General features: G+C 46.8%; 21 protein-coding genes, 4 tRNA genes and 1 pseudogene. 11 read left to right on the top strand and 15 right to left on the bottom strand.

Features of this window, described 5'->3' with window-relative positions:
* Positions 1-16: 16 nt before the first annotated feature.
* A tRNA-Val gene (locus WC777_05400) sits at positions 17-93 on the bottom strand.
* Positions 94-149: 56 nt separating this feature from the next.
* Positions 150-239: transfer RNA gene (locus WC777_05405), tRNA-Leu, on the bottom strand.
* Positions 240-321: 82 nt separating this feature from the next.
* Between WC777_05405 and WC777_05410 the strand changes: the two genes are divergently transcribed.
* On the top strand, positions 322-1614 hold the full coding sequence (locus WC777_05410; GenBank protein ID MFA6024607.1) for an MgtC/SapB family protein: 1293 nt from the start codon (positions 322-324) through the stop codon (positions 1612-1614).
* On the top strand, positions 1595-2104 hold the full coding sequence (locus WC777_05415; GenBank protein ID MFA6024608.1) for a thioredoxin family protein: 510 nt from the start codon (positions 1595-1597) through the stop codon (positions 2102-2104). Before WC777_05410 ends, WC777_05415 begins: the two co-directional genes overlap by 20 nt.
* Here WC777_05415 and WC777_05420 read toward each other — a convergent pair.
* Together WC777_05420 and WC777_05425 are read right to left on the bottom strand one after the other, a co-directional pair.
* Positions 2101-3183 (bottom strand): sigma factor-like helix-turn-helix DNA-binding protein, encoded by a 1083-nt coding sequence (locus WC777_05420; protein ID MFA6024609.1) that lies wholly within the window; start codon positions 3181-3183, stop codon positions 2101-2103. The two genes, WC777_05415 and WC777_05420, sit on opposite strands and share 4 nt — an antisense overlap.
* Before the next feature lie 136 nt (positions 3184-3319).
* Positions 3320-4102: a helix-turn-helix domain-containing protein gene (locus tag WC777_05425; GenBank protein ID MFA6024610.1), complete on the bottom strand. Its 783-nt coding sequence runs from the start codon at positions 4100-4102 to the stop codon at positions 3320-3322.
* 105 nt (positions 4103-4207) lie between these two features.
* Here WC777_05425 and WC777_05430 point away from each other — a divergent pair, with 105 nt between their 5' ends.
* Positions 4208-5005 carry a hypothetical protein gene (locus WC777_05430; GenBank protein ID MFA6024611.1) on the top strand — a complete coding sequence of 266 codons (798 nt, stop codon included), beginning with the start codon at positions 4208-4210 and terminating at the stop codon, positions 5003-5005.
* A 23-nt stretch (positions 5006-5028) separates the two neighbouring features.
* Here the strand turns inward: WC777_05430 and WC777_05435 are convergent, their stop codons facing one another.
* Complete coding sequence (locus tag WC777_05435; protein ID MFA6024612.1) at positions 5029-6486, bottom strand: winged helix-turn-helix domain-containing protein; 1458 nt, start codon at positions 6484-6486, stop codon at positions 5029-5031.
* Between the two features lie 204 nt (positions 6487-6690).
* On the opposite strand from WC777_05435, the gene WC777_05440 reads away from it, so the two are divergent.
* The gene (locus tag WC777_05440) at positions 6691-7023 is read left to right on the top strand and encodes a helix-turn-helix domain-containing protein (GenBank protein ID MFA6024613.1); all 333 of its coding nucleotides are present in this window, start codon (positions 6691-6693) and stop codon (positions 7021-7023) included.
* Here WC777_05440 and WC777_05445 read toward each other — a convergent pair.
* From WC777_05445 to WC777_05455, 3 genes are read right to left on the bottom strand one after another with little or no spacing between them, the layout of a single operon-like run.
* Positions 7020-7670, bottom strand: coding sequence for an RluA family pseudouridine synthase (locus WC777_05445; GenBank protein ID MFA6024614.1), 651 nt, complete (start codon positions 7668-7670; stop codon positions 7020-7022). The two genes, WC777_05440 and WC777_05445, sit on opposite strands and share 4 nt — an antisense overlap.
* Positions 7663-8199: a GerMN domain-containing protein gene (locus tag WC777_05450; GenBank protein ID MFA6024615.1), complete on the bottom strand. Its 537-nt coding sequence runs from the start codon at positions 8197-8199 to the stop codon at positions 7663-7665. Before WC777_05450 ends, WC777_05445 begins: the two co-directional genes overlap by 8 nt.
* Positions 8200-8230: 31 nt before the next feature.
* A complete protein-coding gene (locus tag WC777_05455) occupies positions 8231-8551 on the bottom strand; it encodes a hypothetical protein (protein MFA6024616.1) in 321 nt (106 codons plus the stop codon).
* 129 nt (positions 8552-8680) lie between these two features.
* On the opposite strand from WC777_05455, the gene WC777_05460 reads away from it, so the two are divergent.
* The 5 genes from WC777_05460 (at position 8681) to WC777_05480 (ending at position 15241) form a co-directional block, all read left to right on the top strand.
* A complete protein-coding gene (locus WC777_05460) occupies positions 8681-9112 on the top strand; it encodes a DUF3467 domain-containing protein (GenBank protein MFA6024617.1) in 432 nt (143 codons plus the stop codon).
* A gap of 70 nt (positions 9113-9182) precedes the next feature.
* A complete protein-coding gene (locus WC777_05465; protein ID MFA6024618.1) occupies positions 9183-10544 on the top strand; it encodes a glycine--tRNA ligase in 1362 nt (453 codons plus the stop codon).
* A 51-nt stretch (positions 10545-10595) separates the two neighbouring features.
* Positions 10596-13262 carry a type IV secretion system DNA-binding domain-containing protein gene (locus tag WC777_05470; GenBank protein MFA6024619.1) on the top strand — a complete coding sequence of 889 codons (2667 nt, stop codon included), beginning with the start codon at positions 10596-10598 and terminating at the stop codon, positions 13260-13262.
* The gene (locus tag WC777_05475; GenBank protein ID MFA6024620.1) at positions 13249-14403 is read left to right on the top strand and encodes an LCP family protein; all 1155 of its coding nucleotides are present in this window, start codon (positions 13249-13251) and stop codon (positions 14401-14403) included. Before WC777_05470 ends, WC777_05475 begins: the two co-directional genes overlap by 14 nt.
* Before the next feature lie 226 nt (positions 14404-14629).
* Positions 14630-15241 (top strand): 3'-5' exonuclease, encoded by a 612-nt coding sequence (locus tag WC777_05480; GenBank protein ID MFA6024621.1) that lies wholly within the window; start codon positions 14630-14632, stop codon positions 15239-15241.
* A gap of 4 nt (positions 15242-15245) precedes the next feature.
* On the opposite strand, the gene WC777_05485 is transcribed toward WC777_05480, so the two are convergent.
* From WC777_05485 to WC777_05495, 3 genes are all read right to left on the bottom strand, one after another.
* The gene (locus WC777_05485; GenBank protein ID MFA6024622.1) at positions 15246-15548 is read right to left on the bottom strand and encodes a rhodanese-like domain-containing protein; all 303 of its coding nucleotides are present in this window, start codon (positions 15546-15548) and stop codon (positions 15246-15248) included.
* 53 nt (positions 15549-15601) lie between these two features.
* Entirely contained in the window at positions 15602-15859 is a 258-nt protein-coding gene (locus WC777_05490; protein ID MFA6024623.1) for a hypothetical protein, read from the bottom strand.
* 56 nt (positions 15860-15915) lie between these two features.
* Positions 15916-15990 (bottom strand) — tRNA-Met (locus WC777_05495).
* Between the two features lie 97 nt (positions 15991-16087).
* Here WC777_05495 and WC777_05500 point away from each other — a divergent pair.
* Entirely contained in the window at positions 16088-16447 is a 360-nt protein-coding gene (locus WC777_05500; protein ID MFA6024624.1) for a hypothetical protein, read from the top strand.
* Between the two features lie 55 nt (positions 16448-16502).
* On the opposite strand, the gene WC777_05505 is transcribed toward WC777_05500, so the two are convergent.
* Both WC777_05505 and WC777_05510 read right to left on the bottom strand, forming a co-directional pair.
* A tRNA-Met gene (locus WC777_05505) sits at positions 16503-16579 on the bottom strand.
* A gap of 46 nt (positions 16580-16625) precedes the next feature.
* The gene (locus tag WC777_05510; protein ID MFA6024625.1) at positions 16626-17006 is read right to left on the bottom strand and encodes a septum formation initiator family protein; all 381 of its coding nucleotides are present in this window, start codon (positions 17004-17006) and stop codon (positions 16626-16628) included.
* A gap of 73 nt (positions 17007-17079) precedes the next feature.
* On the opposite strand from WC777_05510, the gene WC777_05515 reads away from it, so the two are divergent.
* Positions 17080-18312, top strand: coding sequence for a Mur ligase domain-containing protein (locus tag WC777_05515; GenBank protein ID MFA6024626.1), 1233 nt, complete (start codon positions 17080-17082; stop codon positions 18310-18312).
* Here WC777_05515 and cysS read toward each other — a convergent pair.
* A complete protein-coding gene (gene cysS, locus WC777_05520; protein MFA6024627.1) occupies positions 18307-19635 on the bottom strand; it encodes a cysteine--tRNA ligase in 1329 nt (442 codons plus the stop codon). The two genes, WC777_05515 and cysS, sit on opposite strands and share 6 nt — an antisense overlap.
* Before the next feature lie 71 nt (positions 19636-19706).
* Positions 19707-19889: pseudogene (locus WC777_05525) on the bottom strand (YggT family protein).
* Positions 19890-20144: the final 255 nt, after the last annotated feature.

The following is a 20144-nucleotide window of genomic DNA, read 5'->3' on the forward strand; positions in this document are numbered from 1 at the left end:
TGATAGAAGACTTGAATGGTGGGCGCTGAGGGATTCGAACCCCCGACCCTCTCGGTGTAAACGAGATGCTCTAACCAACTGAGCTAAGCGCCCGACGATAGTGGTGTCGCTTACGCGACGGTTTTTGGTAGGCTCGCCTGCGGCGAGTCTGGTGCACAAGAGAGGACTTGAACCTCCACCCCGATTAAACTCAGGACCAGCACCTCAAGCTGGCGCGTCTACCATTCCGCCACTTGTGCAAACTTGCCAACGCATTTTAGCGGATCTTGCGCAGAGTACAAGTTTTTTTGTATGATGGGTTTATTCCGCACCTTAAAAATCATGTCTGAAAAGATTCTATTCCTGCAGAACCTGGGCCTCGCGCTTCTTTTGGGCAGTCTTATTGGAATTGAGCGGGAGCGCAATCACAATGAAGTGGATGGGCATCAGTTTGGAGGGATTCGAACCCTTTCCCTCATCAGTGTCTTTGGGTATTTGGTGTTTATGTTTTTTTCCGATTCCATTATTTTTCCGGTGGTCACGGCCGGATTTTTGCTTTTGCTCGTGGCTTCCTATGTGATGTCTTCTTATATTGCTAGAGATACCGGGGCCACCACGGAAATTGCGGGGCTTTTCACTTATTTTATTGGAGTTTTGATGGCAATGGGGGAGACCTTGATTGCCACTGTTATTTGTTTGGTGGTGGTTACTCTTTTGTACTTTAAGCAGACCCTCCATGCATTTGCTCATAAGATTGCAAAAGAGGAGCTTTATGATGCACTTAAGTTCGTGGCCATTGCTTTTGTGGTGCTGCCCTTGCTCCCCAATATGGCGTATGGACCTTTGGAAGTGCTGAATCCTTATCAAATTTGGCTCATGGTGGTTCTGATCTCCACCATTTCCTTTGTCAGCTATATCGCCATTAAGATTGTGGGGCCAAAGCGGGGGATTGGGATCAGTGGCTTTTTGGGAGGACTCATCTCTTCCACGGCGGTTTCTATGAGCCTTTCGGTTTTGAGTAAAAAGAGCAGCAAAATCGTGAATCCTTTTGTCTTCGCCATTGTTTTGGCGTCTTCCGCCATGTTTTTCCGTGTGCTCATTACCGTTGGGGTGCTGCACAGGGCTCTTTTGGAGGGTTTGGCGGTCCCATTGGGGCTCATGGGAATTTTGGGACTCCTGTTTGCCGCTTATTTTTGGAGCAAAAAGGACTCCGGAGCGGTCAAGGAGGTCTCTATTGAGGCACTCCATTTAGAAAGTCCTTTTCGACTCTGGCCTGCGGTTCAATTTGGACTGCTTTTTGCCGGACTTCTTTTTATCTCTAAATTCGCGGCGGGCGTTTTGGGCACACAAGGGGTTTACCTCACCGCTTTTCTATCTGGAATTTTTGATGTGGATGCCATTACGGTTTCCATGGTGAATTTGCATAAAACCGGAGCGCTTACGGATCTCACGGCCACTACGGCCATTCTTTTGGCGGTGGTCACCAACACGCTTTCCAAGGCTGGTATTGTCTTGTTTTTTGGATCCAAACAAGTGGGATGGCGGGTGCTCACTTCTTTAGTGTTGGTTTCCATTTTTGGCTTCGCCACTTTACTTTTTTTCGTTCCTGAATTCTATGGTCTTATTGCATTCTAATGCCATTCCTTTGGGCTCCGCTGCTCCATCTTTTCATTTAATGGGGATTGATGGTGCCGAGCACTCCTTGGAAGGCTATCGAGATAAAAAAGTTTTGGTCATTATTTTTATGTGCAACCATTGCCCTTTCGTCCAGGAGATTTGGGAGGACTTGGTGGCGCTTGAGAAACGGATGCCGGAGGAGGTGCAGTTTTTGGGAATCAACTCCAATGCAAATCCCAATTATCCCGAAGATTCTTTCGAAAAAATGAAAGAATATGCCCGGGCCAAGGCTCAAGAGTTTCCTTACCTTTATGATGAGAATCAGGGGGTGGCCAAACTTTATGATGCGCAATGCACCCCTGATATTTTTGTGTACAATGCTGCTCAACAATTGGCGTATCACGGGGCTTTTTCTGGTTTGGAGGCGGCTGTTCAGGATCTTCTTAAAGGAAAAGAGCCTGCAGCGGCGCAGACTCATTCCATGGGGTGTTCTATTAAGTGGGCTTAGGCTTGTGTGAACTTGGCGAGGGTGTATTTGTCGCGACCCACACGGGAGAATTGGTTCTTGTTCTTGAGGTTCAAGTAGATGGTGATGGTCTTCACATGTCGTTGGTCGAGTACCGCTTTGGTGATTTCTTCTCGGCTTCGTGGCACGCCATCCAATAAAATTTCACTCACTACATCGGCAACCGTTCCTGTTTTATATCCCCAATCTTTGAGAGCATAAATTCCACGGCCGATGAGGATGAAGTTGTCGTTTCGAATGAGTTCATTGTGCACGGCCTGAACATTCACGCGTTTGCTATCGAACTTTCCGGTTTGAATGAGCTCGGCAATTTTCTCGAAATGTAGCGGCTTCTTTTCGTGATGCAAAATGAAGAAAATTTTGTCCTTCAAGGTTCGAGGGTGGATGTGTCTCCATGTGAACAGTCCAATCCCGTTTTCCGTAAACTTGCAGTCTTTGGAGGCGCGAAGGATGTTTGCAATGGTGTTTTCCGGTAAGTTGAGCTTTAGGGATTCGTTTATTTTCTCCGCAAGTTTGTCGATGGAGAGCACATGCTTGGTTTTTTGCAGAGTCTTGACCGCGGAGCTTGTTACTTTTCTTACTTTTTCATCGCTGAAGGTGCTTAAACGCCAGTAGGGATGGAATTTGAGCGTGTTGGGTTCAAAAGAGATGTCCGAGTCGAGATTGAGGGCCAAATGCAGATCTTGAATTTCTTGTTCGCCCACATTGGGGAGGATGCGCATGAGCAGTTCTTTAAAGTAACTGTCTCTCGCGATGCCCCCTTCTTTGTCCAGAAGAGCTTTGCTGAACTCGGTTAGAATTTTGATGTTGGTGTTTTGCGCGTTTCTCTCCAGCTTTCGGAGTGCCGTTTTCTCGATTTGTCGCACCCGTTCTCTTGTTACTCCAAAGTGATCCCCAATCTCTTCCAGCGTCTGTTTCTTCTTGGTGTCCAGCGCAAAACGACTTTTAATGATGTACTTTTCCTTATCGGAAAGTACAATCAGCAGACTTCTCACCAACTCTCGCAGCTTAATCTGTTGCGGACTCAGCTTGCTATCGAAGGTAAAGTTGGTGTTAACCATTTTGACAGTTGTTAGGGGGTTGACCTCTGAATCCGTGTTTTACTCAAATCGGCCAACCAGGAGTATCAAACAAATCCCCATGAATGTAAATAGCTCACACCAAATTTGCTGTTGTCAAAAATGTTGACAAAACCCTCTATAAGCCTAGATATCTCTTGTCCTCAGGTGAAAGCAAGTCTCTCTCTAGAAGCCTTGCATATTCGAATCCTAAATTAAAAATTGCTCTTTGAGTGTCCGCAATGTTCTTATTTTGGATAATAACTCCTACACCGTCTTGGTGGGAAATTATTGCTACTTTATCATCGTAAATATTGATTTCATTTTTGAATGGGAACTTTTCTTTTGGTATTAAGTAGACTTCCCTCAATTCCTCTTCCCCTTTCCCCTTAAATTTCATCCCGATTTCATCGTAGCAAAATATGCCTTTAAGGAAAATTTGCTTTTCAACCTTCTTTTTAATATATGATGGGTAATAGTCTTCCAGTAATCCCATTACAATTTGAGGGTTCGCCCAACAAAGTAATTCGGTTGAGGTTGTAAGGGTGTCTTCCATGATTTGAATCAAACCATCCCTTCCCTCGAATAGAGATAATTGTGGAGTAACCGTGTACTTTTCGTGTAGATTTGTGAGCTCTGGTAAAGCGGATTCAAGTCTACTCAATTTCCGTTTTTGCTCTTCGAGAATTTGTTTAGGATTAACTGCTCTAAAATAGGTGATGTTTTTTCTTTTAAAGTGACTGACTAGGCCTTTCTTTTGTAATTGTTCTAGAATGACATAGGTGGTTGGGCGTTTTACCCCAGCCTTCTTAGAAACGACTCCAGGTAGGGCTTCATGAAGCTCAAGTAATGCGAGGTAAATTTTTACCTCCTTTTCATTTAATCCGATGTCGTTGAGAATAAGATTGAGCTGGGTTGACATGATTGAATAATTCCTAGATAATACTACTATATTTTTTATGATTGTTCAATCATATCTTGACTGATGCTCAATCTTAGAGTTTAATCTGTTGCCTTTAAGTTCCATATGTCTAAGCCAAAAACTTCAGCTGCACGATCCAGTATAGCTATCGAATCGGTTATTGCGGGAGATATGCTTTTTAGTGACGATCGACGGCCTGGGGTTGTGGATCTTCAGCAGCAGGCTTTTGAACAGGCTATGAGAGCTGTTCGTAAAAATATGGCTGATCCTAGCCGTACACTCGGACGAGTCTTGATGATGTTTGATCACAATGGTGAGGGCTGGGGTCGGTATTTGTCTCCTGAGGTTACTGGTAAGCCAGCAAAATTTCCAAAACTTCCTCATTTAGATAGATCTTACGCTTTAACTTTAATGTCTACAGCGCATCAACTTGGAGTAGATCCTTACATTGTTGAAGCCATTCCAGAAGCTAGGTTGAGAGAAGAAATTAGAAGGGCACTTGAGTCCGAACCAGCTAAAACTACTCTTTTTAAAGAGAAGTTAATAGTTGCTGATCCAGATTCGGGAGCGGAGGATGTTCATGATGAGAAGAAACAAACTGATGAGGATTCATGTCCATTTTTAGTCAAATGCAGGGGTGTTTCAGCTGCTCTTTTTAAGCTTGCAAGTACGGCTAAAGGGAAACAGGTTGGTGTTATCAAAGGGTTTTTTCAGAAAGATGGTCAAAATGATCGGAGAGTAAATCTACAGGTTATTTTAGATGGAGCTCAGTTCGCACAAACTCATTTAGATGTTGGTTCTGAGATTCGAGTTTATTTTTACACGCCGATTCCTGCCTTGGGAGCTGTTGCACCCGAGCGAATATATATTTTGAGGGATGGCCGTATTGATGACATCAAGTAGCTTGAGAGAGTCTCAAGTTTGATTTAGCCTTTTCCTAGACTTTTTGCGTACTCAAATGCAAATCTGAAAATAGTGCGTTGTGTATTCGCAATGGCTTCGTTTTGAATAATCACTCCCAGCATATCTTTGTGCGAGATGATGCTCATTTTATCGTCATAAATGTTGATTTCATTCTCAAAATAATAGAGGTCTTTCGGGATGAAACGGACTTCGCGTAATTCTTTTTGACTTCTATTTTGGAGTTTTATCCCGGTCTCGTCGTTTAAAAACAAACATTTGCTCCAGATTTTTCTTTTTATCTTTTTCTTGAGATAACTTGGGTGGTAGTCACTCAACAGTGTGTTTACGGCAAGATCTGTATTCGCCCAACACAGTAGCATTTTGTCTTTTACGGTGAGGGTGTCTTCCATGATTTGGATGAGGCCTTCTTTGCCGCGGAAGACGGACATTTGGGGGGTGGCGGTGAGGTCTTGGTGGAGGTGGCTGAGGGCGGGGAGGATGGTTTTGAGGGATTCGAGTTCGGTTTTGGCTTTGGCGTATTTTTTGGTTTGGGCTTCGATGAGGAGTTCGGGTTTGCAGGCTTGGAAATACAAATGGCCCATTTTTTTGATGTGGCTGGCCAAGCCTTTTCGTTCCAGCTGCTCCAAAATCAAGTAAGTGGTGGAGCGTTTGACGCCGGTTTTTCGGGAAAGGGTGCCGGGGAGAGCTTCATTCAACTCTAAAAGCGCCAAATACACACGGGCTTCTTTCTCTTTAAAGCCCATTGTTTGCAGGGTTCTGAGGAGGTCCTCTTTATCCATGGGTTTACTTAGAGATCATTGTAGATCCATTTGATAGCCCAGACAAGGAATAGTACGGATGATGGGAGTTTGGCTGACCGGAGCAAATTTTTTGCGGAGACGGCTGATGTAAACATCGATGGTGTTTTGGGCCACAAAATCCCGCTTGTCCCAGACATAATCAATAATATATTCCCGACTGATGGTGCGGCCGGAGTTGAGGAGGAAGAGCTCGAGGAGAAAAAATTCTTTACGAGAAAGTTCAATGGTTTTTTCTTTAAATGAAACACTTCTGGAAATCCGGTCCAGACTGATTTGCCCCACCTGCATTGCTTTTTGTGGAGAGGATTTTTGGACGATTTCGTGTATAAAAAATGGCAATTGTGATAGGGCGATGGATTCGTTCATAAAAATACATTGTTTGAGCAAGGAGCTGGAAGTTTTCCCCTGAAAATGCTTTCGTTCACTTGAATCGAAAAAAATAATGGGGGTGCGGCTGGAAATGGATTTTAAGAATACTTCGATGAAGGCCCATTGTTCTTTGATGAGCGTGTGGGGGAATACGATGCCATCGGTTTCAAAGTGAGAATGATGCGAGAGGCTGAGTGGCGAAACCACGAGACTCGAAAAATTGTTTCGTTTGAGGGCCGCGCTGAGCGTGGAGCCTTGGAGCAAATGTGGAGTGACAATGAGGATGTGCATGGGGAAGGGGCTAGGAAAATTCATGGTACTGCTCTGTGCTGTGTTTTGTGAAATAGCGACTGAGGGTTTCCAGATCTAAATCGCGTTGTTGTAGCGTTGACAACACTGGTTTTTGCTGAACTGTCATCCAATGCTGACGACAGTACTTTCTTTACAAAACTTAAGGGGGGCGCTTATGCTTGTGCCACATTGCCGCACTGCCATATGTTCAATGAAAATCTTACTTGTCTGGGTCTTTCGGAGAAGGAAGCGATGCTCTATTTGCTGCTTCTTAGAAATGGGCCTGCGCCCGCCACACTCTTGGCCAAACGGCTTGGAATCAAACGGGTTTCCTTGTATCCGGTTTTGTCGGCCCTTCTTGAGCGGGGTTTGATCTCTTTTGAACAAACAAAGTTTGGCCGAAAATATCTTCCCCATGATCCGGAGTGTTTGCTGGATTTTTTGGAAGAAGAAAGGGCGGAGCTGATCCATCGGATGGATTTGGCAAAAAGCTGCATCCTCCAACTTCATGAGTTTTCTGTTTGGCAAAAAGTTTAGGAAAGAACGGGTGCCGGAGCCTCAATTTCCACTTCGATGTTGAGGCGGGGGTGGTGGAAGCGGGTTTTCCAGGAGTGGAGATAGAATTTTCCTTTGCCTTTTTTTTGGCGTTGGATCAAGTTGTTGAAGGTTTTGTCGCCGTATTCACGGTCCAGAATCAAGGGATGGCCGATCATGGCCAAGTGTTTGCGGATTTGGTGTTTGCGACCGGTTTCAATGCGGACTTCTAAAAGCGAAGAGTTTGCGATTTTTTTAAGAATTTTATAATGCGTCACGGCGGGCACCTTCTTTTTGATGCTGCGGGCTTCGAGGGGGAAGCTGATGGTTCCTTCGGCTTGTTTGGGCACCCATTTGACCCACGCAAGGTAGGTTTTTTGAGTTCTTGAATCCTCAAAAATGGACTCCAAAGCTTCACGGTCTCGGGGGTGTTTGCCCAAAAGCAGCACGCCGGAAGTGTCTTGATCCAAGCGGTTGAGGAGGTAGGGCTTGTAGTCTTTTCCCTCTCGAATCGCCTGTTCTCGCAGCTGACCTTGGAGTGTTCTGTATTCCGGAATGTGGGGGGCCGGCACCGAAACGAGTCCCGCGGGCTTATTCACCGCCAGCAGGAACTCGTCTTCGTAGATAACGGGAATTTCTATTTTATTCACCCTTTCCACTGAGGTAAATACTGAGATCCTGGCCATTGAGCGTCACCAAGAGTGTGCTGTAATCCAGGTCTCCACTATTGGCTTCAATCGTTTTTGTGATTTGAGCATGGGCTCTTGGGTCGTCACAGGTACCGCCAAGCAGCAACTCTCCGGAGAGCGCAACCGTGAGGATGTCTCCTTCGATGCTGACGCTATCTACGGTGAGGGCGGATTCATCCAAGGCATTGTATAAACCGGTTTCTTCCCAATCTTCGTTGCTGAACAATTCCTCCAAAACCCACTCCACTTTTTCTTCACCTTCCAAGGTCAGGATGGGTTGGGGGTCCATTTCCACAGCAATGGAAGAATCTCCGCAGCCTACGGGCATGCCGGTGGCGCCATCGTCTTCCAACTTAATATAAGTAAGCACGATGGGTTCCTCCACAGCGGGTTCTTCTGTAATGGGGTCTTCAATAGGGGTTTCATCAATCTCTTCGCTTTGACAAGCGCTCAAGAGAAGGAGTCCGGCAATAAGGAGATATTTTTTCATAGGAGAGGGGTATTTTCGGCACCGCCGAATGTTATTTTTTAGATTTCTTCTTTCCGTTCTTTTTTGCAGCTTTTGGCATTTCCGGCATCATCATGGGCATTTCGCAAGAACCACAACCGCCACAAGCATCATCTCCACACGCGCCGCAGGCATCAGAGCCATCGCAACATGAAGCCTCTCTATTGCTACGAATCATCCATTTGAGTCCACTCACCACCAAAATGCTGGGCAAGAGGTAATCCCAAGTTTCGGGTGGGACCAAGTCGAAGCGTTGCAAAAGGAGAACAGCACCGACGACAAAGGCAACGAGGCCGAGCCATACTTGGCTGTCACGAGAGTGGGAGAAACACATAGAGGCGTGGTTAGAATTATAAGTAATCTCATTCTCCGCTTAAAAAAAGTTTTTGCAAGTGCGTGACCTTGCCAAGATTTTGTGATATACTATTACTAAGTTTAATATTTTTTTAACCCCATTCAGCCCATGTCCGACGCAAACCAAAACCAAAATGCCGGCGCTCAAGGCGCTCAAGGCCAGCAACAACTTCAGGTCAAAGTGCCTGATGAAGTCCAAAAAGGAACTTACTCCAATGCCGTTTCCGTTAATGTGAACTCCAATGAAGTGGTTCTGGATTTTGGATATTTACTGCCCAATACTCCTGCTCCTATTATTGAAGTGGTGAGTCGGGTCAACATGAACCAACGCACGGCGGAATCTTTCCTCAATGTGCTTGCGGGTGCCATGGAGGACTTTAAAAAGAAGCAAGCTCAACAAGCTGCTGCCGCTCCTGCGCCGATGGCTCCTGCTGCTCCTGTTATGGAAGCTCCTGCTCCAATGGGTCCAGCACCGATGGGACCTGCTCCAATGGGACCGATGCCGGAAGCACCTATGCCTCCATATCCCACTAACGCCTAGTTTTACAGTGGCCTGACTTGATTCTATGGGGAAGTTCCCCTAAGATTGCGGGGTTCCTTAACCCTGTTCTATGTCGACCATGGATGAAGTCATCTCTTTGTGCAAGCGACGGGGCTTTGTGTACCCGGGCAGTGAAATTTATGGGGGTCTTGCGAATACTTGGGATTATGGACCGTACGGGGCCGTGCTCAAGCGCAACATCGTGAATTTGTGGTGGAAGTCGTTTATTGAAGATCGGGACGATATGCTCGCGCTCGACAGTGCGATTTTGATGAATCCCCGTGTGTGGGAAGCCAGCGGGCATATTGCCAACTTTGCGGACCCTTTGATGGATTGTAAAAACTGTAAAGAACGAGTGCGAGGAGATAAAATCCTGGAAGAGCATTTAAAAGAGACGATTGCGGGGCTCAGCAACCAAGAGATCTATGCACGGATTATGGATGCTAAAATTCCGTGCCCCAAATGTGGCAAGGTGAATTGGACGGAGCCGCGTGCTTTTAACCTGATGTTCAAGACTTACCAAGGGGTGGTGGAGGATACGGCGGAGCAAATTTATTTGAGACCGGAGACCGCGCAGGGGATTTTTGTGAATTTCAAAAACATTTTGGATTCGATGCGGGTTCGGTTGCCGTTTGGAGTGGGACAGGTTGGGAAGTCTTTCCGTAATGAAATCACTCCCGGGAATTTTATTTTCCGCACGCGTGAATTTGAGCAAATGGAGATTGAATATTTTGTGAGACCGGAGGATTCGGAACGAGCTTTTGACCAATGGGTGGAGGATTTTAAACAGTTTTTTGTGGCTTTGGGGATTCCCGAAAACAAATTGAGACTTCGTTATCATGAAAAGGATGAACTTTCGCATTATTCCTCCAAAACCGTGGATTTTGAGTACGAGTACCCCTTTGGATGGGGTGAATTGATGGGTATTGCGCATCGTGGCTCGTTTGACCTGGATCAACACAGCAAATTCTCCGGTGAAAAATTGCAGTATCGAGACCCCGTCAGTAATGAGGTTTTTGTACCTCATACCGTGGAACCCGCCCTTGGTCTGACTCGAAGCGTCTTGATTGTGCTTTTGAGTGCTTACGAAGAACAGGAATTGGAGGGTGGTGAAAAACGAACCGTGATGCATTTTGCCCCGGCTTTGGCTCCGGTGCAGGTGGCCGTTTTCCCCCTGCAAAAACAACAGAGTGAAGCCGCAAGCAAGCTCTACAAATCGCTCAAAAAATCTTTCCGCTCCGAATACGATGAAAGCGGTGCCATTGGTAAACGCTATCGCCGTCAGGATGAAATTGGGACCCCTTTCTGTGTGACTTACGACTTTCAGTCCGATGACGATGCTGCGGTGACCGTTCGCGAACGGGACAGTATGAAACAGGAGCGCGTGAAGATGGAGGATTTGGAAGCTTATTTGAGCAAGCGGCTGTTGTAAAAAACCCTCTTTTCTGTTATACTTATAAGATAAAAAACAGAAAAAAGGCGTATGGCAAAATTAAAAGAAATTCTGGAAATGGTGTTGGGGTCGCTTAAAGTGGCTCTGGAAGCCGTTTCCGCGCATTGGGATTGGATTATCTTTTGGCTTGTTTTGGCCTTGCTCTTCAACCGGCTTTTGCCTTGGGCCCTTCGACAATTTTACGAGCATTGGACCGCTCGCAAACGGGTTTTCATTCAAGTGACCATGCCGCGCGAGGAGTCTCAAAAAGATAAAGAAAATGCCACGGAGAAGGATTTTAAGGAAAGGATTGGAATTATGGAGCAGCTTTACCGTGCCGTACATGAGATTCGTGAACTGGATTTGGGGAATCGGTTTATGGTTTGGATGTTTAAACGGGATACCGTTTCTTTTGAAATCCATGCCAGGCATAAGGACATCACTTTTTATATTTCGATGCATCCTTATTATGCCGGGATTTTGGAGAAGCAGATTACGGCGTTTTACCCCAGCGCTTCCATTGATTTCATTCGACCTGAGGGTTTAAAGGCTAAGGATTTTAAGGGAAAAATCACGATGAAGGGCTATTATTTGTATCTTAAGAAGCTCAACTGGTATCCGCTTAAAACTTATAAAACGATTGAAAACGACTCTTTGAATGATTTTACGAATGTGCTTTCCAAGCTGGACGAGAACGATCGAGCGGTGATTCAAATTATGATTCAGCCCCGTCACGAAAAATGGCAGAAGGAAGCCAGAGCCTTTGCTACGATGTTGTTTAAAAATAAAAAACCCGGGAATAGTGGTTTCTTTGGGAAAATAGTGGGAGCCTTGGGATGGATTTTTAGAGCCACTGTTTTTGGCTACGATTCTGCGGAAAAAAACAGCCATCCTCCCGGAAGCAGCTCCGGGGACTCCTATGTGCGTATGCTGCAAACGGATGAAGAGGTGGCCAAACGGATTGGAGAAAAATCCAATCAAGTGGGTTTTGATTCCATCGTTCGTATTATGGCGTCCTCCGATAAAGGAGAGGCGCAATGTGACGGTATTTTGAACGGGCTCTTTGTGGCCTTTAATGTGACCAAAGATGCGGCTTCAAACTGGTTCCAAGCTCGACGATTCTTGCCTTTTGACTCCATCAACAGTCCTATTCTTAATGATTCTTTGGAGACTCGATCCTTTCAGTTTGGAGAAAAAATGTCCATTTTGACTCCCGAGGAACTGGCTTCCATTTTCCACTTTCCCAGCAGTCGTTACAATTACACGCCGGTTATTAAATGGCTTTCTTACAAGGTTCTCCCTGCACCCACGGATCTCCCAACCGAAGGTATTTTACTCGGTCACAATGTGTACCGTGGGGTGAAACGAGAAGTCCATTTTAAAAGAAAAGACCGCACACGGCATCACTACATTATTGGGCAAACCGGTACAGGTAAATCTGCCTTCATCAGCTACATGGCCAGGCAAGATATTGCCAATGGAGATGGGGTTTGTGTGGTGGATCCTCATGGAGATTTGATTGAAGAAATCCTTCAATTTATTCCTAAAGAACGGGCCAAGGATGTGATTATTTTTGATCCTTCGGATACGGAACGGCCGATGGGACTCAATATGCTTGAGGCCAAAACACCCGAGCAGCAAGACATGGCTTCCAGCCAGGCCACGGAAATCTTTATTAAAATATTTGGAGATGAAATTTTTGGACCCCGTATTCAGCACTATTTCCGAAACGCCTGTCTCACTTTGATGGAAGATCCGGATGAGGGCGCCACTTTGATTGATGTGCCGCGAATCTTTGTGGATGACGCGTTTATGCGCTACAAGGTTTCTAAGGTTAAAAACCCGGTGGTGAAATCGTTTTGGGAGCATGAATATGCCAGCACCGGAGACCGCGAACGACAGGAAATGATTCCTTACTTTTCTGCGAAGTTTGGTCCTTTTATTACGAACTCCATTATGCGTAATACGATTGGGCAGGCCAAGAGCGGATTCAATATTCGTGAGGTGATGGACAATCAAAAAATTCTTTTGGTGAACCTTTCTAAGGGTAAGCTTGGAGGGCTCAATACTCAGCTTTTGGGTCTGGTGCTTGTGGCACAAATTCAGCAGGCGGCCATGAGCCGCGTGGATTTGCCGGAGGAGCAACGAAAAGATTTTTACCTTTATGTGGATGAATTCCAAAACTTTGCCACCGATACTTTTTGTTCGATTCTTTCCGAAGCCCGAAAGTACCGTTTGTGTTTGATCATGGCGCATCAATACATTGGGCAGCTCACGGTTTCTAAATTTGGACAAACCAGCACGCAGATTCGTGACGCCGTATTCGGGAATGTGGGTACGCTCCAATCCTTTAAAATTGGTGCCGAGGATGCGGAATATTTGGCGAAAGAATATGCGCCGGTGCTCACCGAACAAGATGTGATTGGAATCGCCAATTACAAGGCGTACATGAAGCTCAACATCAACAGTGCCGCTTCACGACCTTTCTCGCTCGAAACCATTTGGGATCAGAGCAAGGCCAATCCAAAAGTGCGGGATATTGTGAAGCAATATTCTCGTATGAAGTACGGCCGCAAGAAGAGTTTTGTGGAGCAAGAAATTGGAGCGCGCATCGGAATTGATATCAATACTCTTGGCGATGAAGTTAAACCCGATTACACTGCGGAAGTGAATCCACCCGTTACGCCACCCACCACGCCATCCAATGGACCCGTTTAAAGATTATAATGTTTTGCACTTGGACCCCGAAGTTCCTCCTGTGGCACCACGGCCTCGTTTTCAAAGTCTTCCTATTTTTTTATCGATGGGAGTCGTCTTCATCAGCTTTATTGCGGTGACGGCGATTTTTAAATCTTCTTTGCACGACCAGGAATCTCAAATGACTTCGATGATCGATGAGATCGGGGAGCTCAAGCAGGCTAATTTTTTGCTTTCACAGCAGGTGAGTTCTCAGGAGCAAATCTTGCAATCCATTGTGGTGGATTTTTCCAGTTTGGGGTCTGCTGCGGCATCCGGAGATGCAGGAAAGATGCAGGAGCTTTTCTCAAACATTTTGTCGCGGGTTCCCACGCGCAATCAGAGTGTAGACTTGGCTGGGGCGGCTGCAAGCACGGTGGAAGATACTACTTTTGATGTTTTGGTTTTGGGTACCAATGGAGCTCACACGGACACAATTATTGTGGCCAGCATCAATGAAGACGATCGAAAAATTTCTCTCTTTTCCATCCCGCGGGATTTGTACATCAACGGGCGCCGCATCAACGAATACTACACTTACTATGGAGTGGAACAATTGGGCCGCATGGTCTCGGAAGTGACGGGCTTGGAGATGGATCATTTCGTTCAAGTGGATTTGGAGGGCTTTGTGGATATTGTGGATATTTTGGGTGGCTTGGATGTCTTTGTTGCTGAGGCCATTTATGATGGTTTGTATCCCAACGGAAACGGAGGCTACAGCGCTTATTCTATTGAAGAAGGTCAGCATCACATGACGGGAGAGGAGGCGCTTCGGTATGCACGAAGTCGTAAATCTTCTTCCGATTTTGACCGTGCCGCCCGTCAGCAAGAAATTTTGGCGGCGCTGCGAACCAAGGTGGTTCAACTCGACAGTGTTATGGAAATGAAGGAGCTCACTTCCATTTTCCAGACGGCGATCGAATCCACCACCACGGATATGAATGTCTTGGATCTTGTGGGTTATTATTATGATTATCAGGACTTTGAACTCAACACCGGTTTGGTCTTGAGCAGCGGGAATTATTTGTACTCCCTGATTAATGAAAGTGGAGCTTATATTTTGCTCCCGGATGTCGCAGATTTTTCGGAAATTCATCAAGTGATTTCTGAACTCGTGCATTAGGAAAAGACCCTTTCATATCTTCGCTCAGCACGGGAGCCTTTATGTGCCTCACAAAGACATGAAAGGGTCTTTCTTTACGGTGCTCAGCACGGGGGCCTTTATGTGCCTCACAAAGACATGAAAGGGTCTTTCTTTACGGTGCTCGGCACGGGGGCCTTTATGTGCCTCACAAAGACATGAAAAGGTCTTTTTTATACGGTGCTCACATGTTACAGTGCCTTTTGTCATGATTTCCAAAACCTCATTTGTCGTTGTCGATTTAGAAACGACCGGCCTGCACGCCGGCTTGGATAGTATTGTGGAAATTGCGGCGGTGCGCGTGGTGAATGGGGAAGTGGTGGATGAATGGGACACCACTGTGAATCCCGGAGTTTTCCTCCCGCAGGAATGCACTCAAATCACGGGGATCACCACCGAAATGGTGGCGGACGCTCCTTTGTTTGCCGATATTGTGGATGACTATTTGCGCTTTATGGGTGAGGAGTCTGTTTTTGTGGCGCACAATGTGGACTTTGATTGGACCTTTTTAAACAAGCAGCTTTTGAGTATGCAGCGAGCTCCGTTGAACAATCCTTACCTTTGTACTTTTAAATTGGCGAAGCTGGTGCATCCCAACCTTTCCAAGTACGGGCTTGGCAGTTTATGCATGGCGTTTGGCGTGGACTTGCCTCAGGCTCACCGCGCTTTGCACGATGCACGAGCCACTGCACACCTTTTGATCAAATTCCTCAGGGTTTTACAAAATGGTGGCTTAAAAGAACTCAAAGACATTCCGCACATTCAAAATCTCCCCAAGGAAGTGGCAAAGTCCGTTCAAGGGCAGGTGAGTTTGTTTTAATGAACTAGTAGGGAAGGCCCGCAAGCCCGCCTTCAATGTGCATCACTTCGGGGTAGCCGTGGTTTGCCAAATACGCCGCCGCCAGTTTGCTGCGGCTTCCGTGTTCACAATACACCACCACCGTTTTATCTTGAGGAATTTCTTGGAGCCGTCCGGGAATGGTCTCCACTGAAATATTTAGTGCTCCCTCCAGGTGTCTGTCTTCAAATTCTCCCGGGGTTCGCACATCCATCAAGAACACTTTTTCTTGATTATTTTTCAGGAATTCGAGTGCTTCACCGGCGGGGAGGGTTTTGAATGGGAGCATAGTGGTTGACCTCAATTGGACGATCTTTGAACTTTTTATATCTCGTAGCGTTATTAACCCTGCTCTTCTTCGGTTTCTGATGAAGTCATGCCAACTAAATGCTGGATAGCTCGCATAAGTTCAGCAGGATCTTGCATCAATTGAGCAGCTCTTGCCTCGATTGCAGGGTCGTTAATTTCGCCGGTTGTAGTAGTGCGTACTCCACCTCGTTCCACTATAGCTACATCGGTTGCAAGAGTAGCGGTGAAGCGATCATCACTTACTAACATGTCGTCGCTATATTTGGGTTCATCCAATCTATCTTCTGCCATAGGTGTTTGGGTTATCTTCTGCTATATCATTGCATATTTACTATGGCATGTCAAATTGGTTGCGGGGGTTGGATTCGAACCAACGACCTCCGGGTTATGAGCCCGACGAGCTGCCACTGCTCTACCCCGCAGAGGGACTATACGGAAAAAGGGGGGAGGTGGCAAGGGCTACTCTTGCCTGAAGGATGAGGGTAAGGTAGGCTTAAATTACATCTTAACCCACACCCTATGATGTACGGTTCCTCTTCTTCACTTGGCCTTGGGCTTATGCTCCACGGGCTGTTCATGTTTCTTGCCCTTTTAGGTCTTGTTGCCGGCATCGTTTGGATGGCACGGTTTGCCACAAAAAAACAACTTAAAGTTTGGTTTTGGGTTGGAATTATTCTTGGTCTCATCGGTTCTTGGGCGACTTGCGCCGCTGCCACCAACAACATGCGTGAAATGATGGGAGATTGGGGAAATTGGGGAGAGTTTGGAGATGACGAGGGCGGAAGCGAACTGAATGATCGAGTGGAATCCATGGAAGAATGGCGCGATGAAATGATGGATCTTGAGGATGATGAAGCGGTGGAGACTCCTGTTGAATAGATTCAATGGAATTCAAAGAAAAGCGCTTCTTCGGAGGCGCTTTTTGTTTTTAAAATGGTGGCTGGAAGTGGATTTGAACCACCGACCCCGGGCTTATGAGTCCCGTGCTCTAACCAACTGAGCTATCCAGCCGTTGAATGCGGGGTGAATTCTAGGGAAAAAGCTCTGCTTTGGCAAGTTAGGCTTTGAACGGGTTGCTACTGAAGAAAAACTTCCACCATTTCTTGGGACTGCTCCAGGAGGCGCGGATTTCTTCTGCGACGCGTTGTTCTTCTTCGTTTTGGGAAAGGACGATGAGGTCTTCATCGGGGATGACCAAAACTTGCTCTCCGGGGTTGATGAGCCCAAGGTTTTGTTTGGCGACTTTTTCTACATATTCTTCGGAGGTGTAGTACTGAAAATCGGCCAGTTTTGCCTCATTTTCGGCTTGGAGCTCGGCATTTTTTGCCTCAAATTCTTGAATATGCTTCTCGATTTGGTAGTTTTCGTAGATGGAGACCGTGAGCTTGTAGAGCATGTAGGCCACCACCAAAAATCCTACAATTAAGAGTAGTCGCATGGTGTTGAATTGCTTCTCGTAGCTTTCTTGGATCATTTTTGTTAGACTTAGGCCGACCTATCTTACTCCCCTTATGTCTTTTTTTGAAGACCAGAACGAAGTGTATTGCATTGGAATTGGTGGAATTGGAATGAGTGGCTTGGCACGGCTCTTAAAAGCTTTTGGGAAGACGGTTTTGGGAAGCGATATTTCGGCTTCTTCCACCACGGCGGAGCTGGAGGCGGATGGAATTCCGGTGCTTTTGGGGCACTTGCCCGAAAACTTGCCTGAAAGCACGGAACTTGTGGTTTACAGCGAGGCGATCCCGGAGGGGAATCCGGAGCTTGTGCACGCGCGAGCACTGGGGATTCCCACGATGACTTATTTTGAGGCTTTGGGGGAAGTGACTAAGAATTATCGTTTGATTGCCATTGCCGGTACGCACGGAAAAACCACCACCACGGCCATGTTGGGACTCATTTTGGAAACGGCCGGTTTGGATCCCACGGTGCTTTTGGGCAGTAAGTTGAAAGAGTTTGGAAATCGTAATGTGAAGGTGGGGGAGAGTGACCTTTTTGTTCTAGAGGCCTGTGAATATAGGCGGAATTTTATGAGTTTGCATCCGGAACTTTTGGGGATTACGAATATTGAATTGGATCATTTGGATTATTTTAAAAATCAGGCGGATTATGAAGCGGCGTTTAAGGACTTGGCGGCTCAAAGCGGGGAGGTGATTTGGCCGGAAGACAGTGCGGAATATGAAGGAGAGCTGGGCCTTCCGGGCGCGCATAATGCTTTGGACGCCGGTCTTGCGGCGCAGATGGCGCGAAGATTGGGCGTTTCGGAGGGAGCTATTGCCGAAGCCTTGAAAGAGTACAAAGGGGCTTGGAGACGCTTTGAGTACAAGGGTATTACCGTGGAAGGGGCCACTCTTTATGATGATTACGCGCACCATCCCAGTGAGGTGCAGGCCACTTTGGCCGGAGCACGCGAAAAGTATCCCGAAGCCCGGATTGTGGCGGTTTTTCAGCCCCATCAATACAGCCGTACCGCTGCTTTACTGGAGGCTTTTGCGGAAAGTTTTGAGGATGCGGATGAGGTGATTATTCCGAATATCTATGAGGCCCGGGATACCGATGCGGACAAACACGCGGTTTCCGTCGAACGATTGGTGGAAGAAATTTCTCACCATCATGATAATGTAAAAGATGGTGAGGGCATTGTGGCCACCGCTGAATACTTGAACGACACTGTTGGTGACGGGGACTTGGTGATTCTGATGGGAGCGGGCGACATCGGAAAGATTGCGGAGGACTTGCTTTTATAAAAGCGGTTTGGCAAAAGGGCCGGTGGGGGTGTCTTCCACTTCAATGTTTTGGGCAGCAAGTTCTTCACGGAGGGAGTCGGAGCGGGGCCAGTCTTTGGATTGGCGGGCTTCTTCGCGGCTCTGGATGAGAGCGTTTTGCTCAGCGGTGAGCGTGAAATCGAGGGGGAAAATGTTGAGGACTTGGTTGATCCGTTCGAGGGTGCCTTGGATGTTTTTGGTGGCGGTGGGCATCCACTCAAAAAGCATCGCGAGGGCGCCGGCGCTGTCGAAATCGTTTTCCAATTTTTCTGTGAAGGCGGTGAGGAGTTCGGTATCCACTTCATTGTCTTTTTCGTGCGTCCCATCTAGGTGGCGGAGGGTGAATTCATCCAACCGTTTGAGTGTGTTTTTGGCTTGCTCCAGGCTTTCGAGGCTGTATTCGATGGGGGAGCGGTAGTGCGTTCCAAGCAAGAAGAAACGAACCACACGAGGGTGCACTTCTTTAAAGATTTCTTTGAGGGTGAAAAAATTTCCAAGGGATTTGCTCATTTTCTCTTCGTTCACGGTGATGTAGCCGTTGTGCATCCAAATATCGGCCAAGGGTTTTCCGGAGGCCGCTTCACTTTGAGCAATTTCACATTCATGGTGAGGAAATTTGAGGTCCAGGCCGCCCCCATGGATATCAAAAGATTCCCCGAGGAGCTCTGAACTCATGGCGCTGCACTCGATGTGCCATCCGGGGCGGCCGTCTCCCCAAGGGCTCGCCCAAAAGGGCTCGCCCTCTTTTTTGAATTTCCACAGCACAAAGTCTTGATGATTTCTTTTATCGGTTCGTTCTTCCACTCGCGCGCCGGCATTCAATTCATCGAGGTTTTGGTGGGAGAGCTTTCCATATTCCGGAAAAGTTTTGATGTCGAAATAAATGCCATCCGAAAGCTCGTACGAGTGGCCTTTTTCTTCGAGTTTTTTAATCAAGTTGATCATGGGCTCCACAAATTCGGTGGCTCTGGGATTGTGGGTGGGGGCTTTGACCCCAAGCGCGGCGTAATCGGCCTTGTACTCGGGGATGATTTTTTCGGCGAGCTGGTCCACCGTGATTCCCTCTTTGGCGGCCCTGGTGATCATTTTGTCCTCAATATCGGTGGTGTTGAAGGTGAAAACCACTTCAAATCCTGAGAATTCCAAGAAACGGCGCACCAGATCAAAGGCCACGGCGCTGCGACCATGCCCCAAATGTGCAAAATCGTAAACGGTTGGGCCACAGACATACATTTTAATTTCTTCCCCCGGCTTTTTATTGAAAGGGACTTTTTGCCCTTTGAGGCTGTCGTAAATTTGAATCATAGTGTGGAGTTGAGAAGATTGCGCAAGAGTTCAAGTAAAATGAGGGCCACCAATGGGGAGAGGTCCAAGACCCCCAAGCTTGGCAGGATTCTGCGGATGGGTCCCAAAATAGGCTCAGTGGTTTTAAAGAGGAGTTCGGTGAGGCCGTAGGCTTCGTGGTGGAACCAACTCAAAATCACCCTCAAGACGATGAGCACGGTGAGCAAATCTGCAAGGATATTGATGGTTTGTTGAAGGAAAGCCAAAGGATCCACGAGTAGAAGTTATTCTGCGGTGGATTGTATCAGAAAGCTTTTTGAACTGCACGCTTTCGTATCACAACGGCGATGCTTGCACCCAAAAGGCTGATGAGGATGAGGCCGCTTTGTACGGGTCCTGTTTCCGGATTCTCTTTAATATTGCCTTCTTGTCCTGTTAGAAGAGGTTGAGTGTTTGTGTCATCGACGAGATCTTTATCATCCACCACTTTGGATAGAGAAGGAATGGCTTTCACCACCTCACTTCGTGGA

It is taken from the genome of Candidatus Gracilibacteria bacterium (assembly GCA_041661045.1).
GTDB lineage: Bacteria > Patescibacteriota > Gracilibacteria > UBA1369 > 2-02-FULL-48-14 > 2-02-FULL-48-14.